The organism is Streptomyces sp. NPDC048441 (assembly GCF_043200235.1).
Classification (GTDB): Bacteria; Actinomycetota; Actinomycetes; order Streptomycetales; family Streptomycetaceae; genus Streptomyces.
Map to the genome: position 1 here is coordinate 444,273 of NZ_JBICXM010000006.1, position 15,569 is coordinate 459,841.

Below are 15,569 nucleotides of genomic sequence, written 5' to 3' on the forward strand. Positions count from 1 at the left end.
GTTACGAGAGCTCGGAGTTCGGGGCTCGGAGTTCGGAGTTCGGGGCTCGGAGCTCCGCCCAGACCGTCTTGCCGATGCGGCGCTCCGTGACGCCCCAGGTCGCGGCGGTCGCTTCGACGATTCGCAGCCCCCGGCCCGTCTCCGCCCCGGGGTCCGTCGGGCGCAGCTCCGGGACGCGGTCGCCCCGCGCGTCCGACACCTCGATACGCAGCGTGTACGCCGACTCCGCCTAGACGAGGCGGAGTTCGAAGTCCCTTCCGGGTACGTGGTCGGTGCGCTCTACGCTGACCAGGCACGACGCCGCGGCGCGCCTAGAAGTCGCCCAAACCTGGGCCAAGTCCAGCCACAGCAGCGGCGAAGGCGGCGAATGCGTGGAGGTCTCCCCCTGCCACCACGCCATCCACGTACGCGACTCAAAGAACCCCGAAGGCCCCAACTTCGGGGTCGAGCCGTCCGCTTGCGCCGCCTTCATCACGCACGCAGCCCGCTAGGGCACCGCTCAGCCGTGGGTCTTGTACGCCTTCGACGTGCCGCCACCGGACACGGCCAACTTCATGGTGAGGCGCTTCCCCTCGGCCACGTTCTTCGTCATGCACTTGACGCGACCGTGGGCGTACCTGGTGCTCACCTTGTGGCCCTTGCTGGTGGTGGCTACGAGCCACCGCCCGTCCTTCTTGTTGTCGATGACGCACAGCGTGTCGCCCTTGCTGCCGTCCGACAGGCCATCGATCTGCCACGTCGTGTTGCCGAGCATCCGGCTGTCCTTCCACGCGTCGATCCCGGCGGCTTGGGAGTTGCGCCCGTAGTCGAAGTCCACACCGGCCGCGGCGGCAGGGGTGGCGGACAGGCCGACCAGACCGGCAACGGTGACAGCCGTGGCCGCTGCCAGGGTGGGGAGAGTCCTCTTCAGTCGCATCAGGTGTACACCTCGTGTCGCTTGAAACCTCGCGGTCCGGCGATGTCGCCGCCCGCCAAAGGATCTTGACGCGGCCGCCCAACGTTTCCCCAACATTTCCCCAACACGCCGGACGACACCCGCTATCCGCTATCCGCGAGGCTCCCCGTACCACCGCCACGACGTACGCCGCTCCTGCCCCGGCAGCTCTCCGCGCCCCGTCGCCCACAGCAGCGTCGGCCAGGGTTCCTCGCCCGAGGGGGCATCCGGGAACAGGCGGTGGAGGGTCCGGGCGCACACGTCGGCGGGCGGGGTCCACTCCAGCCCCAGGCCCTCCGCCAAGTCGTACGTGTGGACCACGGTTTCCACGACCCCCATCGCCGCGAACCCCTCCGGGTCCGAGATGCCGAAGCCGTGGTAGGCCCGGGTCGTCGGCGGGGTCGTGCGCACCATGGCGATCAGCAGGGCGCCGCTCGACTCCAGGACCTGGAGGAGCCCCGCCGGGCCCGCCGCGCGGTTCGCGTGGATGGCGTTCGACGGGCCGCCGGGCCTGCGCGGCTCCCAGATGAAGGGGACCTCATCGCCCAAGGGCGGCTGTCGCGGGCCGAGTTGGGCCGCGTATGCGAAGAGGTCGTCGGCGAGGTGCTCCACCGTTTCCCAGCAGTCCCACTCCAGCGATCCCGCCTTGCCGTCCCAGGCCGTCGCGGGTGCTTCGCGCAGGCTGGTGAGGGCGAGCTGGACCACCTGGTCGAGGTCGTCGGCCGTGACGGGACCAGGAGTGGCGGGATCTTGTTCGGCTTGTCGGCGCATACGGGAACGGTAGCCGCGCGGGAGCCGCTGCCGTATCGGCTTCAGCGGCGTCGTCTCAACCAGCCCAACCAGCGCAACCAGCGCAACCAGCCCAACCAGCCCAACCAGCCTATGGACAGTGCCAGTTCGGCGGCATCACCATGTGAACTCCCATATTCGTGAAGGGTGTTCACATGGATAGACGACAGTTGTTGCTGCGCGGTGCCGCCCTGGCCGTCGCCGCCCCGTTACTGCCCGCCCCCACCGCCCATGCCGCTCACCTCTACCGCCTCTCGCCCCGCCTGCCAAGCCGCCCCGAAATCACCGCCGTACTGCGCCGCGTGGCCGACCACTGGATCAGCACGCACACCGACCCCGGCGACAACGGATGGGCCAACGCCACCTTCTACAGCGGCCTCATGGCCCTGCACCGCCACACCCGCGAAGTCCGCTATCTGAACTACGCCCGCGCCTGGGCGGAGAAGCACTCCTACGGAATACGCGGGGGCACCGGGACCCGGCACGCCGACAACCACACAGCGATACAGGCCTACCTCGACCTCTACGAGACCGAGCCGGAGCCCGCGAAGCTCACCGCCTCCGAAGCCACACTCCGCCACATGCTCACCGACCAGCCGGACAAGGCCGACGACTGGTGGTGGGACGACGCGCTGCACATGGCCATGCCGCCTTTCGCCCGCTTCGGTGAGTTGAGGCAAGACCCCGCCTTCGCTGACAAGTTGTACGCGTTGTACCGGCACACCAAGCGTGCTCAGGGCGGGCCCGGTCTCTACTCCCCCGGCCTCGGGCTCTGGTATCGCGACGACCGGTTCCTGCCCGGTGGGATCCTCTCGCCGGGCGGCAAGCCCGTGCTGTGGTCGCGCGGCAACGGGTGGGTCGCCGCCGGGCACGTCAAGACGCTCAAGGCGCTCGGGGGCGGTGGACGTCACGTACCCGAATATCGCGAGACCTTGACCGCCCTGGTCACCGCCCTGCGGCCCGTCCAGCGTTCCGACGGCTTCTGGAACGTGAACCTCGCTGATGCCGGGCATCTGCCGGGGCCCGAGACCAGCGGCACGTCCTTCTTCGTGTACGGCACCGCGTACGCCGTGGCTGCGGGCCTCGTCGACCGGGCCGCCTTCCTGCCCGTGGCGGCGCGGGCCTGGAACGGGCTCGTCGCCACCGCCGTCCACCCCGACGGCTTCCTCGGGTACGTCCAGAAGGTCGGCGACCGCCCCGAGTCCAGCCAGCCCGTCACGTACGAGAGCACCGCGGACTTCGGTGTGGGCGGGTTCCTGCTCGCGGGTACGGAGCTGGCCCGGCTCGCGGCCGGCTGACGTGGTGGTGCCGCTGCTCAGCGGCGGGCGCCGTCCCTCGGCAGCAGCCAGGCCGCGAGGGCCGTCGTGGCGCACAGCAGGAGTCCCACCGCCAGGAGCGCTTCCCGCATTCCGGCGAGCGAGAAGCCCGTCGCGTTGTCGGATACCAGGAGCGCGCCGAAAAGCGCCACCGCCATCGCGCCGCCCGTCTGACGCAGGGCGTTGAGCAGGCCGGACGCCGTTCCCGCGCGGTCGGCGGGTACGGCGTCCATCAGCAGGGCCGTCAGCGCGGGGACCGCGAACGCGCCGCCCGTGCCGGTGGGGATGAGCAGGACGAGCACCAGCCAGAGGGGGGTGTCAGCGGCCAGCGGGAGCAGCACGAACATCGCGAGAGCGAGTACCGCCTGGCCCGCCACGATGACCCGGCGGCGGCCGATCCGCTCGGCCATGCGCGGCGAGACGAGGTTCGTCGACGTGATGATGACGGCAAGCGGCACGAACATCAGGCCCGCCGCGATCGCCGACATCCCGCGCAGCTGCTGGAAGTAGAGCCCGAGCAGGAAGACGATCCCGTAGAAGCCCGCGTTGACGGCGAAGCCGATGGCGAGGGACACACTGACCTTGCGCTCACGCAGCAGGCCGAGCGGGACCATGGGCGCGCGGTGCCGCTTCTCGGCGGCGTAGAAGCCGAACCCGGCCGCGACGGCGAGGGCGGCGGCGCCGAGCACCGGCGCGCTGGTCCACCCCAGGTGCCCGCCCTCGATGACGGCGAACGCGAGCCCCGCCAGGGCGAGTACGGCGGTGGCCTGACCTGCGAGGTCGATGGGCGCGGGGCGCCGGGGAGACGGCGCTGTGCGGGCGAGGAGGGCGAGGATCACGGCCCCGATGGGCAGATTGAGGAGGAAGACGGCACGCCAGCCCGCCATCTCGGTGAGTACGCCGCCGAGTACGGGCCCCGCGGCCATGGCCACGGAACCGCCCACCGTCCACAGCGCGATGGCGCGGGCACGGCGGCGCGGGTCGTCGTAAGCCTGCCGGATCAGGGCGAGCGAGGCGGGCATGACGATGGCGGCGGCCCCGCCCTGCGCGATGCGGGCCGCGATGAGTGCACCGATGCCGGGCGCGAGGGCGCAGGCGAGCGAGGCGAGGGTGAAGAGGCCCACTCCCCAGGCGTAGGCACGGCGCGCTCCTGCCCGGTCGGCGAGCGCCCCCGCGGAGAGCATGAGGGCGGCGAACATCAGCGTGTACGCGTCCACGACCCACTGGAGCCCGGCCATACCGCCGTGCAGGGAGGTGCGGATGGCGGGCAGCGCGATGTTCACGGCGGACACGTCGACGGTGATGACGGTGAACCCGAGAAGGGAGGCGAGGAGGGGGGCGAGGGTCGGGGAGCGGGGGGTGGGGGGTGCGGTGGTGAGGGGTGCGGTGGTGAGGGGAGTGGTGGAGACAGCGGCGGGGGCGACGACGGAGGGCGGCATGGACGGAGACTCCTGTGCTGCGGGGTGATCGGGATGGAGGCCCCTGCTCCTTGAGAGCTTGGGGCACCCATCAACCGGGCGGCAGACAAAGACTCCGCCAAAGCCCGCCGCCCAGGCAGACCGCAGCGTTCCTGGTCCTGACACGGCCCCCCACAAACGCCCCCCACCGGGGACAATGGACGGATGGCGAAGTCAGCAGAGGGAACAGAGCTGGGCAGATATCTCCGCGCGAGGCGCGCGCAGATCAGCCCCGCCGACGCAGGCCTCCCGCCAGGGACAGGCCTCCGCCGCACCCCCGGCCTCCGCCGGGAGGAGCTCGCCACCCTCGCGGGAGTGAGCGTCGACTACTACACCCGCCTGGAGCGGGGCCGCGAGACGAACCCCTCCACCTCCGTCATGGACGCCCTGGCCCGCGCCCTGCGCCTCAGCGGCGACGCCCATGAGCGCCTGCACGACCTGGCGGAGCTCGCTTCGGGCCGCCTCACGGAGCCGCACCCCACCGCCGGGGACACGGTCCGCCCCAGCGTCCAGCGGATGCTGGAGAGCCTGAGCCCGTTGCCCGCGTACGTGGTCAGCCGCCACAGCTACATGCTGGCCGCGAACCCGGCGGGACGCCGCCTCCTGCCCGGCCTCTGGGACTGGCCCGCGGAGAAGCGCAACGTCACGCGCTATCTGTTCCTGCACCCCGTGGGCCGCGTGCTCTACCGGCCCTGGGAGGAGACCGTCGCCAAGTCCGTCGCGCATCTGCGCGCGGTGGGCGGCGTCGACCTGGACTCTCCCGAGCTGGCCGCCCTGGTCGGCGAACTCCTTCTCAAGTCACCGGACTTCGCCCGCCTCTGGGAGCGCTACGAAGTCAAGGAGCGCGGCGGCGGCACGAAGTCCTTCGACCATCCGAAGGTGGGCGCGATGACACTCACGTACGAGGTCATGAAGCTGGCAAGGACGGACGGCCAGCGCCTGGTGGTCTACCAGGCCGAGCCCGGCACCCCTGACGAGGAAGCGATGCTGCGCCTGGACCCGCCGCCCCGAGCCTCCCACCAGCCACTGGCCACTGGCCACTAACGGCTAGCCACGAACGGCTAGCCCTCCTCTTCCACCCCGCAAGAACTTCCCGTCCTCGGCATCTCCCCGTACAGCAGGAACCCGTCCACCTTGTCCCGCACGCACTTCGACCCGGCGTAACCGGTGTGCCCGTCCCCCTTGTTGTCCAGGACGACGGCGGCGGACCCGAGCCGCTCGGCGGTCTCCTCGGTCCAGCGGTACGGCGTGGCCGGGTCGCCCCGCGTGCCGACGAGGAGGAAGTCGGGGCTCTTCACGTCACGTACGTCGTCGCGGATGTAGTCCGTACCGGCGGGCCTGCCGAAGCAGAACAGCACCGGCATCATCATCGACTTCCCGAAGATGGCGGACGTCGACTCGAACTCCTTCTGGAGTTTGGTGACTTCCTTCTCGAGGCTGTCCGCGTCGGGCCGGTCGGGGTCGTCCGCGCAGTTCACGGCCATGAGCGCGGCAGCCATGTTGTCGGCGGGAACGTCCCCGGCAGCCAAGCCCGCCGCACGGCTCCCCGCAGCCAAGCCCGCCACGCCGCCGCCGGAAGCCTGCTGGGCCAACGACCCGCCCATCCGCAGCAGCGCCCGGGGGTCCCCGTCCGCCATCAGCGCACCCAGCGCCTGCGACAGAGCGGGCCACGACTGCCTGCTGTAGAGCGCCTGGCCGAGTACGTCCACGACGTCCTGTCCGGTGAAATCCGTACCGTCCGAGGACTGCAGCGGATATCGGTCGAGCCCCTTGATCAACTCGGCCATATTGCCGCGCGCGGCACGCGAGTCGGTCCCGAAGACACACCCCGCGTTGTCCGTGCACCAGTTGAGGAAGTTGTCGAGGGCGGTCTGGCGCCCTTCCGCACTGACCAGCGCCTGTTCGGCGACGTCTTCCCGCAGTGTGTCCACACCGTCAAGGACCATCCGCCCGACGTTCTTCGGGAACTGGGCGGTGTACACGGCGCCGAGCCGCGTCCCGTACGAGAAGCCCAGAAAATTCAGCTTCCTGTCGCCGAGCGCCTGCCGCATGACGTCCATGTCACGCGAGACGTTGACGGTCCCGACGTAGGGAAGAACGTCCCCCGACTTCTTCTTGCACTGCTCGGAGATCTTCCTCATCTCGTCGAGTACGGCACGGGGGTCGTCGGTGTCCTCTCCCGCCCCCGGATCATCTGCGCCCGCGTCCCCGCAGCTGACGGGCGAACTCTCGCCCACGCCGCGCGGATCGAAGGAGACGACGTCGTACCCCTTGCCGAGATACTCGAACTCCTTCTGCGAGGCGAGGAGTCCGGAGACACCGGCGCCGCCCGGCCCCCCGAAGTTCAGAAGCAGCGAACCCCGGGATTTCCCGCTGGACTTGATGCGGATCATCGCCACATCGACCTTGCCGCGCCCCGGCTTCGCGTAGTCGAGTGGGACGGTGATCTTGCCGCACTGGATGTTCTTGTCCTTGGGCACAGCGGTGGCGTCGGACTCGGAGACGAGACCCGCGGCGTCTCCCTCACAGGCACCCCACTTGATCTTCTGCGTGTAGTACCGGGAGAGATCGGGCGAAGCGTCGGGCGAGGCATCGGGCGCACCTGTCCCCATGACGGCCAGCGCGGTAGCACCGGCGAGCGCAACAGCTCTGCGCACGGCAACCTCCCAGGGTCTGGGGTCTGCCCCTCGATCACCCTAAGCGCGGCGCCGCGACCCCGCCCGCCCAGGTGACAATGGGTGACAACCGCTACCGTCCGTGTCCGTAAAGACCCTCGATCTCCTCGGCGAAGTCCCGCCCGATGGCGTCCCGCTTCAGCTTCAGGGACGGGGTCAGATGACCGCTCGCCTCCGTGAAATCCGCCGGAAGCACGGCAAACCGCCGGATGGACTCGGCCCGCGACACGAGCTTGTTGGCCTCGTCGACGGCACGCTGCAAGGTCGCGCGCAGCTCGGCGTCGTCCACAAGGTCGGCCGCCGCCATGCCCTCCTTCTTCTTCATCCGGCACCAGTGCGTGATGCCGTCCGCCTCCAGCGTGAGCAGGGCGGTGATGTAGGGCCGTTCGTCGCCGACGACCATGCACTGGCCGACCAGCGGATGGGCACGCAGCCAGTCCTCCAGCGGGGCGGGGGCGACATTCTTGCCGCCGGTGGTGATGAGGATGTCCTTCTTGCGCCCGGTGATGGAGAGATAGCCATCCCCATCGAGCGCTCCGATGTCCCCCGTCGCGAACCACTCCCCCTCGGCAGGCACGGCCCGCCCCGCCTGCCCGTCCCAGTACCCGGCGAAGATCTGCCCCCCGGCGAGCAGCACCTCCCCGTCGTCCGCGATCCGCACCCGCGTACCGGGCAGCGGCCAGCCGACCGTGCCGAGCCGTGGCTTCAACGGCGGGGTCACGGTCGCCGCGGCCGTGGTCTCGGTCAGCCCGTACCCCTCGAAGATCTCGATGCCCGCCCCCGCGTAGAACGCGGCGAGACGACGCCCGAGCGGTGAGCCGCCGCAGATCGCGTACCGCACCTTGCCGCCGAGGGCGGCGCGGATCCGCCGGTAGACGAGGGGGTCGTACAGCGCACGGGCCAGCCGAAGGCCGAACGCCGGGCCAGGACCCGTGCCGTGCTGCCGCGCCTCGACCGCCTCGCCGTAACGGACGGCGATGCGGGCGGCTCGGTCGAAGGAGGAGGCGCGCCCCATCTTCTCCGCCGTCGCGCGCCCCGTATTGAAGACCTTCTCCAGGACATACGGAATGGCGAGCAGAAAGGTGGGCCGGAAGCCCCCCAGATCCCCCAGCAGCTCCTCGGTCTGAATGCTCGGCGCGTGCCCGAGCCGCACCCGCGCACGCAGGCACCCGACGGCGACCATGCGCCCGAACACATGGGACAGCGGCAGAAAGAGCAAGGTGGAGGCAGGCTCTTCACTGACCGACTTGAAGACGGGATGAAGCAACTCGATCGCATTGTCGACTTCGGCGAAGAAGTTGCCATGGGTCAGCACACAGCCCTTGGGCCGCCCGGTGGTGCCGGAGGTATAGATGAGGGTGGCGACGGAATCCGGGCCCAACTCACCCCGCCTCCCCTCCACTTCCGCATCGGAGATCTCCGCCTGCCGCCCCAGCTCGGCGAGCCGCCGCACATCCCCCTTCTCGAAGGACCACAGATGCTCCAGATCAGGCATCCGGTCCCGCTCGGGGCCGAGTGACGATGCCAGCTCGGCGGTCTCGACAGCGAGGGCGACGGCGCCCGAGTCCTGAAGGATCCACCGGGTCTGATAGGCGGAGGACGTCGGATAGACGGGCACGGTGACAAGCCCGGCGGCCCAGCCCGCGAAGTCGAGCAGCGTCCATTCGTACGTCGTACGCGCCATGATGGCGAGCCGGTCGCCCGGAGCGAGCCCTTCGGCGATCAACCCCTTGGCCACGGCGAGCACTTCATCGGCGAAGTCGGCCGCCGTGACGTCCCGCCACTTCCCGTCGCCGCCCTTCCGGGAGAGCACGGCTTCGGCGGGGGCCTCACGTGCGTTGTCGAAGGGGATGTCGGCAAGGGACCCACGCCTGACGGCGGCGGCGAAGGCTGGCACGGAGACTTCGCGTACGACACCGTCGAGGTGCCGCACATGAGGCTCGACCAGGTCGGGTCGGGGAGTGGCGGGGTCGGGTGACATGAGTGGCGGCTCCTTGTCGGGGGCGGTGGTGAGATGCGTGTTTCCAGCGCGTACGCCTGCTCCGTACGGCAGGTGAGAATGAACGAGGCGACGTGCCCCTCGCCCGGCGGCGGCCGCTACCGTTCGAGAATCGCCGTCACCCCCTGGCCGCCCGCCGCGCAGATCGAGATCAGCCCGCGCCCGGAAGTGCCCCGCTCCGCGAGCAGCGCGGCAAGCGTGGCGATGATCCGCGCACCGGTGGCGGCGAAGGGATGGCCCGTGGCGAGCGAGGACCCGGCGACGTTCAGCCGGTCCCGGTCCACGACGCCGAGCCCTTGCTTCTCCCAGGCGGCCAGCGTGGCGAGCACCTGCGAGGCGAAGGCCTCATGGACCTCGACGAAGTCGAAGTCCGCGAGCGTGAGCCCCGCCCGCTCGAGCATCCGCGGCACGGCGTAGGCGGGCGCCATCAAAAGCCCGTCCTCACCACCGACGACATCACCCCCGACAAAGTCCACGGCGGCGGTCTCGTACGAGGTCAGCCAGGCCTGCGGTTCGAGCCCGCGCTCCTCGGCCCACCCCTCACTCGCGAGCAGGGCGACAGCGGCACCGTCCGTCAAGGGGGTGGAATTGCCCGCGGTCATGGTCGGATCGGGCCCCGAGACGCCGAAGACGGGCTTCAGCGCGCCCAGCTTCTCGACGGTCGACCCGGGCCGCAGATTCTGATCCCGCTCAAGCCCGCGGAAGGGCACCACGAGCCCATCGAACAATCCCCTGTCGTACGCGGCAGCGAGCCGCTGATGACTGGTGACGGCGAGCTGGTCCTGCGCCTCCCGCGTGATGCCCCAGGCCTGGGCGGTCACGGCGGCGTGCTCGCCCATCGAAAGCCCGGTGCGGGGCTCCGAGTTGCGCGGAATATCGGGTACGAGATGCGAGGGCCGCACACGAGCGAGAGCCTTGACCCGCCCGCCCACGGACTTGGCGCGCCGCGCGGCCAACAGGATCTTCCGCAACGAGTCATTGACGCCGAGCGGGGCATCGCTCGCGGTATCGGCCCCACCGGCCACCGCGGACTCCGTCTGCCCCAGCATGATCTTGTTGGCGGCGGCGATCACGCCCTGCAACCCCGTCCCGCAGGCCTGCTGGATGTCGTACGCGGGTGTGGTCGCCGCGAGACGCGAACCGAGGACGGTTTCGCGGGCGAGATTGAAGTCCCGGCTGTGCTTGAGCACGGCACCAGCGACGAACTCCCCCACATCACCCTCCCCTTCAAGCCCGAACCGAGCCACAAGCCCGTCAACGGCGGCCGTCAGCATCTCCTGATTGGACGCGGTGGCATACGGGCCGTCGGAGCGCGCGAAGGGGATGCGGCTGCCGCCGATGACCGCCACGCGGCGGGTAGTGGGCAGATTCATGTCTCGACCAACTCCTGACCCTTGAGTAACCTTACTCTGAAGTAAATTTACGACCGAGCTGGGAGTTGGACAATGGCCGACCGCTATCTGAACTTCACGGGCACCACACCCGGCCGCTTCCTCGCCCGAAGGCTCGGCCTGCCGCAACCGGCCACGCTGCGCCGCTGGGCGCCGGAACACCCCACGCTCCAGGGCGATCTGCTGCACTTGACGGTGGGAGGAGACTCTCCACACAAGGGCGACCTAACGGACATCCTGACCAGAACGAACCTCAACGCGACGACGACCCCCGACTCCCCCCACCCCACAGCGGTAGTAGTGGACGCAACGGGCATTGGCGACACCCCTGACCTCGCCCAGCTGCACGCGCTGCTGCACCCCGTGGTGCGCTCGGTGGCGGAGAACGGCCGCGTGGTGATCCTCGGCACCCCGCTCTCACTCACCGATCACCATCAGGCGGCGGCACAGCAAGCGCTGGAGGGTTTCGTACGTTCCCTGGGCAAGGAGCTGGGCAAGGGCCGCACGGCAACCCTGGTCCGCATGTGCTCGGCGGGAGCGGCGGAGTCGACGCTGCGATTCCTTCTCTCACCGAGGTCGGCGTATGTCAGCGGCCAGGTGATCGAGGTAGGGGAAGCCGAAGCCGACCCGTCCCCGCGCGACTGGGACCGCCCCCTCTCCGGCCGTACGGCGCTCGTCACCGGGGCCGCGCGGGGGATCGGCGAGGCGGTGGCGGAGGTCCTGGCACGGGACGGGGCGCACGTGGTCGTACTCGATGTCCCCGCCGCCCAGGCCGAGTTGGTACGGGTGGCGGACCGCCTGGGCGGCACAGCACTGCCCCTGGACATCACGGCGGACGACGCGGGCGAGCACATCGCGTCGGCGCTCGCCCCCGGCGGCCTCGACATCCTCATCCACAACGCGGGCATCACGAGGGACCGCAAGCTGGCCAACATGCCGGCGGACCGCTGGAGCCCGGTCCTGGACGTGAACCTGACGAGCGTGCTGCGCACGACGGACGCGCTGCTCAAGTCCGGGGCGCTGAACCGGGGCGGCAGCATCGTGGCCACCGCGTCGATCGCCGGGATCGCGGGCAACGTCGGCCAGACGAACTACGCGGCCAGCAAGGCGGGCATCATCGGCATGGTGCGTGCGCTGGCCCCGGTGGCCCTCGCGGAGTACGGGGTCACGGTGAATGCGGTGGCCCCGGGCTTCATCGAAACGAAGATGACGGCGGCGGTGCCGCTCCTCATCCGGGAGGCGGGCCGCAGGATGAACTCCCTTGCGCAGGGCGGCCTACCGGTGGACGTCGCGGAAACCACGGCGTGGCTCGCGGGGGCCTCCAGCGGGGTGAACGGCCAGGTGATCCGGGTCTGCGGCCAAAGCCTGCTCGGGGCGTAGCCCTCGTCGTACCGGGCTCCCCCCGCAGCTTTGCCTGTACCGAACAAGCCTTTCCCGCCCACCCGCCCGATTGCCCCGCAGTGATTGAGGGGTGGGTGGGTGGCCCGTGCACCGGGTGGGTCGGCAGCGGGCAGGGCTGTGTGGGTGGGGCGGTGAACTCGTCGGCAGAGGAGCGAACACGCCCCTGCCGACGAGGGCTTGGCCGCGATGCACCTGCTGTCGGCAGCGGACCCGCGGGGTCGTGTCGGTATTTCCGCCCGGAGCACGGTTCCCAGAACTCCAGAACCGAAGTAGCAGCACGCCCAGACCGTGATGGCGAGGACGGACATACCGGCGCGGCCCCGCTGCCACCGACGAACCGATGCCGCGTCGCCAACCCCCACCCCACCCGCCACAGGCGCCGCAGGCATCCCCACCCACGGACCGAAAGAAGGACCCCTCATGCTCACCCCCCTGCTCCTCCGCGGAGCGATCCTCTCCCCCTTCAAGCGGCCCCACCCCGACGCCCCGCTCCCCCGCACCCCCCTGACCCTCCGCGGCATCCGCCCCGACACCCACCACCTCGCCGCCTACTCCCGCATCTGCGGCTACAACACCGACACCCTCCCCCTCACCTACCCCCACATCCTCAGCTTCCCCCTGGCCATGCGTCTCATGACCACCCGCGCCTTCCCGCTCCCCGTGCTGGGCCTCGTCCACACGTCCATCGAGATCACCCAGCAGCGCGCACTGACCACCACGGACACCCTTGAACTATCCGTACACGCCAGCCATTTGACCCCCCACCGCCGCGGCACCGAAGCCACCCTCGTCACCGAAGCCCGCGTCGACGGCACCGCCGTATGGACATCCAGCAGCACATACCTGGCCCGGCATCGCACCACCACCGAGGCACCTCAGACACCCCGCGAGCACGACAACCCCCCGCTCCCCGCCCGCGCCGAGTGGCCGCTCCCCCCAGACCTCGGCCGCCGCTACGCCTCCGTCTCAGGCGACCGCAACCCCATCCACCTGCACCCCCTCACCGCACGCGCCTTCGGCTTCCCCCGAGCCATCGCCCACGGCATGTGGACCGTGGCCCGCTGCCTCGCCGAGTACGACGCCCCCGAACCCTCCTACGTACACGCCGAGTTCAAGGCCCCCGTCCTACTCCCCAGCACAGTCACCTACGCAGCCGAAGGCCCCGCCTTCCAACTCCGCAACACCGGCGGCACCGGCGGCACCGGCGGCACGATCCACCTCAGCGGAACCCTCCGCTAAGGGGCGGGAGCCCACCGCCGCCCCTCCATCAACTCCCCGAGCCCCGCCCACGCGAAGTTCATCAGCGTCGCGGCAGCCTCCTTCGCGGACACCGACACATCACCGTTCGCCCACCCGGCGAGCGACTCCGCCGCCCCCACCAACGCCTGGGCGAGACCGGCCACTTCACGCTCGGCCAGCTCCGGATTGCGGTGCGCCTCCCGCGCCGCCTCCGCGATCAGGGACGTCACGAACGCCACGATCTCCTCGCGCATCACGGCGACTTCGGCCGCGAACGGCTCCCCGTGCGTCCGCGCCTGACTGTGCAGGACCACCCACGCGTCGGGCCGCTCAGCGGTATGCGTGAAGAAGGCCTGCAACCCGGCCCACAACTGCCGGTCGGCACCTCCCGCCCCGCTCACTCCCCCGCTCGCTCCCCCACTCACTCCACCCCGCACCGCCGCCACCAACGCCGCGGCCTCCCGCCGGATACACGCGGTGAACAGGTCTTCCTTGGAGTTCAAGTACAGATACACCAGCGGCTTCGAGACCCCCGCGACCTCCGCGATCTCGTCCATCGAAGCGGCCCGGTACCCCCGCTGCCCGAAGATCCGCACGGCGGCATCCAGCATCTGCTGCTCCCGCACGGCCCGCGGCATCCGCTTCTGCCGCTTTCCGGCCGTCCCGGCCTTCCCGGCCTTCACATCGCCCACCCCACCCCGCCCGCCTCGCACACAACCTGTGCACAGAAGGACCAGCCTAAGGTCGGCGCCACATGACACCACTCCGCGCCACCCCCTCTTGCGTATGGCACCACGATGGTGCCATGATGGCGTCATGGACCTCACCCCGTACGTCGACACCCTCCGCCGCGAACTCGCGGTGGCCGCCGAAGCCGGCGGCGACGAAGCCCGCGAGCTGGCAGAGCGGCTCACCGCTCCCCTGGAGTCGGCGACCCGCCTGACCATGCTCAACGTGCTCTCCGCAGCGATGGACGAGATCACCCTCGAACTCGCCCCCGGCTCGGTAGACGTACGGCTACGAGGCCTCGACCCCGACTTCGTGGTGACGCTGCCGCCCACGGACGACGGCGCCACCGAGCCGACCACACCCGGCCCCGCACACGCACACGCATTCGCACCCGCATTCGCCGAACCGCTCAAGCCGCAGACGCCCGCCGACGGCGACGAGGGCGGCACCGCCCGTGTGAACCTCCGCCTGCCCGCCCACCTCAAGACCCGCGCCGAAGAGGCCGCGAGCCGCGAGGGTCTCTCGGTCAACGCGTGGCTGGTCCGCGCCGTGTCGGCCGCGGTCGACGGCGGCACCCGACCGCGTACGCCGGAGAAGACCCAGACCATCGGCCAGAACTTCACCGGCTGGGTGCGCTAACCACGGCGCTCGCCACGGCGCTGGCCCCCGCGCTAACCACGACCCCCGCGCCACCCCTTCCCACTTCACCCACACCACGTCCCACCAGCGGGGACGCCCTGATGACCCAAGAGGACGGGACAGCCATGCCTTCTTTCGACACTCCCGAACCGATCTCGGCCACGGCGCATGTGGGCGCCGGTTCCATCCTGTTCGCCGCGAGCGACCGACCTGACACCGTCGTCGAGGTGACGCCCCTCGACCCGAAGAAGGACAAGGACGTACGGGCCGCAGAGCAGACCGAAGTCACTTACACGGGCGGCGTCCTGACCATCAGGACGAAGCAGCGCTACCTTATTGGCCCCACCGGCGCCGTCGACGTGAGGGTCGAGCTGCCCACGGGATCGCACGTCGAGGTGACCGGCTCCTGGACCCAGGTGCTCGGCGAGGGCCGGCTCGGCGAGGTCCGCGTGAAGGCCTCCGTCGGTGACATCCGCCTCGACACGACCGGTCCGCTCCAGCTGACCGCCTCCCACGGCTCGATCACCGTCGACCGGGCCGAGGGCGCGGCCGAGATCACCACCAGCTCCGGCAGCATCCGCGTCGGCCTCATCGACGGACCCGCCGTACTGAAGAACTCGCACGGCAACACGACCGTCGGCGCCGCGACCGGCGACCTGCGGGTGAGCGGCGCCAACGGCGCCATCGACATCGCGCGCGCCGAGGGCTCGGTCACCGCGACCAACACCCACGGCGCCCTGCGCATCGCCGAAGCCGCCCGCGGCACCGTCCAGTTGGAGACCAACTACGGCGCCATCGAGGTCGGTATCCGCGAGGGCACGGCCGCCTGGCTCGACGTCAGCTCCGACAAGGGGCAGGTACGCAACAGGCTCACCGCGTCCGAGAGCCCGGAGGAGACCGAGGACACCGTCAAGATCCGCGCCCGCACCCGGCACGGCAACATCGACATCCTCCGCGCGAAGGCCTGACCCGCCAAGAACCGCCCTCGCTCCCCGAGCAC

Annotated in this window: 15 protein-coding genes; 7 read left to right on the top strand and 8 right to left on the bottom strand. The window is 70.4% G+C overall.

Annotated elements, in window-relative coordinates; genetic code table 11:
- Position 1: 1 nt before the first annotated feature.
- A complete protein-coding gene (locus tag ACGFSB_RS18350; protein ID WP_393399936.1) occupies positions 2 to 199 on the bottom strand; it encodes an ATP-binding protein in 198 nt (65 codons plus the stop codon).
- Between the two features lie 73 nt (positions 200 to 272).
- Between ACGFSB_RS18350 and ACGFSB_RS18355 the strand changes: the two genes are divergently transcribed.
- Positions 273 to 491 carry a DUF397 domain-containing protein gene (locus ACGFSB_RS18355; protein ID WP_393399938.1) on the top strand — a complete coding sequence of 73 codons (219 nt, stop codon included), beginning with the start codon at positions 273 to 275 and terminating at the stop codon, positions 489 to 491.
- Positions 492 to 499: 8 nt separating this feature from the next.
- On the opposite strand, the gene ACGFSB_RS18360 is transcribed toward ACGFSB_RS18355, so the two are convergent.
- Together ACGFSB_RS18360 and ACGFSB_RS18365 are read right to left on the bottom strand one after the other, a co-directional pair.
- Positions 500 to 916: a hypothetical protein gene (locus tag ACGFSB_RS18360; RefSeq protein WP_393399941.1), complete on the bottom strand. Its 417-nt coding sequence runs from the start codon at positions 914 to 916 to the stop codon at positions 500 to 502.
- Positions 917 to 1,045: 129 nt separating this feature from the next.
- The gene (locus ACGFSB_RS18365) at positions 1,046 to 1,705 is read right to left on the bottom strand and encodes a maleylpyruvate isomerase N-terminal domain-containing protein (RefSeq protein WP_393399945.1); all 660 of its coding nucleotides are present in this window, start codon (positions 1,703 to 1,705) and stop codon (positions 1,046 to 1,048) included.
- Between the two features lie 173 nt (positions 1,706 to 1,878).
- On the opposite strand from ACGFSB_RS18365, the gene ACGFSB_RS18370 reads away from it, so the two are divergent.
- Complete coding sequence (locus ACGFSB_RS18370; RefSeq protein ID WP_393399947.1) at positions 1,879 to 3,021, top strand: glycoside hydrolase family 88 protein; 1,143 nt, start codon at positions 1,879 to 1,881, stop codon at positions 3,019 to 3,021.
- Positions 3,022 to 3,038: 17 nt separating this feature from the next.
- On the opposite strand, the gene ACGFSB_RS18375 is transcribed toward ACGFSB_RS18370, so the two are convergent.
- Positions 3,039 to 4,478: an MFS transporter gene (locus tag ACGFSB_RS18375; RefSeq protein ID WP_393399950.1), complete on the bottom strand. Its 1,440-nt coding sequence runs from the start codon at positions 4,476 to 4,478 to the stop codon at positions 3,039 to 3,041.
- Between the two features lie 183 nt (positions 4,479 to 4,661).
- Here ACGFSB_RS18375 and ACGFSB_RS18380 point away from each other — a divergent pair, with 183 nt between their 5' ends.
- The gene (locus tag ACGFSB_RS18380) at positions 4,662 to 5,540 is read left to right on the top strand and encodes a helix-turn-helix transcriptional regulator (RefSeq protein ID WP_393399953.1); all 879 of its coding nucleotides are present in this window, start codon (positions 4,662 to 4,664) and stop codon (positions 5,538 to 5,540) included.
- Positions 5,541 to 5,557: 17 nt separating this feature from the next.
- Here ACGFSB_RS18380 and ACGFSB_RS18385 read toward each other — a convergent pair whose 3' ends face one another.
- The 3 genes from ACGFSB_RS18385 to ACGFSB_RS18395 all read right to left on the bottom strand — a co-directional run bounded on the left by ACGFSB_RS18385 (position 5,558) and on the right by ACGFSB_RS18395 (position 10,543).
- Entirely contained in the window at positions 5,558 to 7,153 is a 1,596-nt protein-coding gene (locus ACGFSB_RS18385) for an alpha/beta hydrolase (RefSeq protein ID WP_393399956.1), read from the bottom strand.
- 91 nt (positions 7,154 to 7,244) lie between these two features.
- Positions 7,245 to 9,152, bottom strand: a complete 1,908-nt coding sequence (locus tag ACGFSB_RS18390; protein ID WP_393399959.1) for an AMP-dependent synthetase/ligase — start codon at positions 9,150 to 9,152, stop codon at positions 7,245 to 7,247.
- A 116-nt stretch (positions 9,153 to 9,268) separates the two neighbouring features.
- Positions 9,269 to 10,543, bottom strand: coding sequence for an acetyl-CoA C-acetyltransferase (locus ACGFSB_RS18395; RefSeq protein WP_393399962.1), 1,275 nt, complete (start codon positions 10,541 to 10,543; stop codon positions 9,269 to 9,271).
- Positions 10,544 to 10,615: 72 nt separating this feature from the next.
- Between ACGFSB_RS18395 and ACGFSB_RS18400 the strand changes: the two genes are divergently transcribed.
- Positions 10,616 to 11,941, top strand: a complete 1,326-nt coding sequence (locus tag ACGFSB_RS18400) for a 3-oxoacyl-ACP reductase (RefSeq protein WP_393399965.1) — start codon at positions 10,616 to 10,618, stop codon at positions 11,939 to 11,941.
- 441 nt (positions 11,942 to 12,382) lie between these two features.
- Entirely contained in the window at positions 12,383 to 13,201 is an 819-nt protein-coding gene (locus tag ACGFSB_RS18405) for a MaoC family dehydratase (RefSeq protein WP_393399968.1), read from the top strand.
- Here the strand turns inward: ACGFSB_RS18405 and ACGFSB_RS18410 are convergent.
- Complete coding sequence (locus ACGFSB_RS18410; protein WP_393400195.1) at positions 13,198 to 13,839, bottom strand: TetR/AcrR family transcriptional regulator; 642 nt, start codon at positions 13,837 to 13,839, stop codon at positions 13,198 to 13,200. The two genes, ACGFSB_RS18405 and ACGFSB_RS18410, sit on opposite strands and share 4 nt — an antisense overlap.
- 178 nt (positions 13,840 to 14,017) lie before the next feature.
- Between ACGFSB_RS18410 and ACGFSB_RS18415 the strand changes: the two genes are divergently transcribed.
- Positions 14,018 to 14,569, top strand: coding sequence for a hypothetical protein (locus ACGFSB_RS18415; protein ID WP_393399971.1), 552 nt, complete (start codon positions 14,018 to 14,020; stop codon positions 14,567 to 14,569).
- Positions 14,570 to 14,694: 125 nt separating this feature from the next.
- Positions 14,695 to 15,537 (top strand): DUF4097 domain-containing protein, encoded by an 843-nt coding sequence (locus ACGFSB_RS18420; protein ID WP_393399974.1) that lies wholly within the window; start codon positions 14,695 to 14,697, stop codon positions 15,535 to 15,537.
- The last annotated feature ends 32 nt before the right edge of the window (positions 15,538 to 15,569 follow it).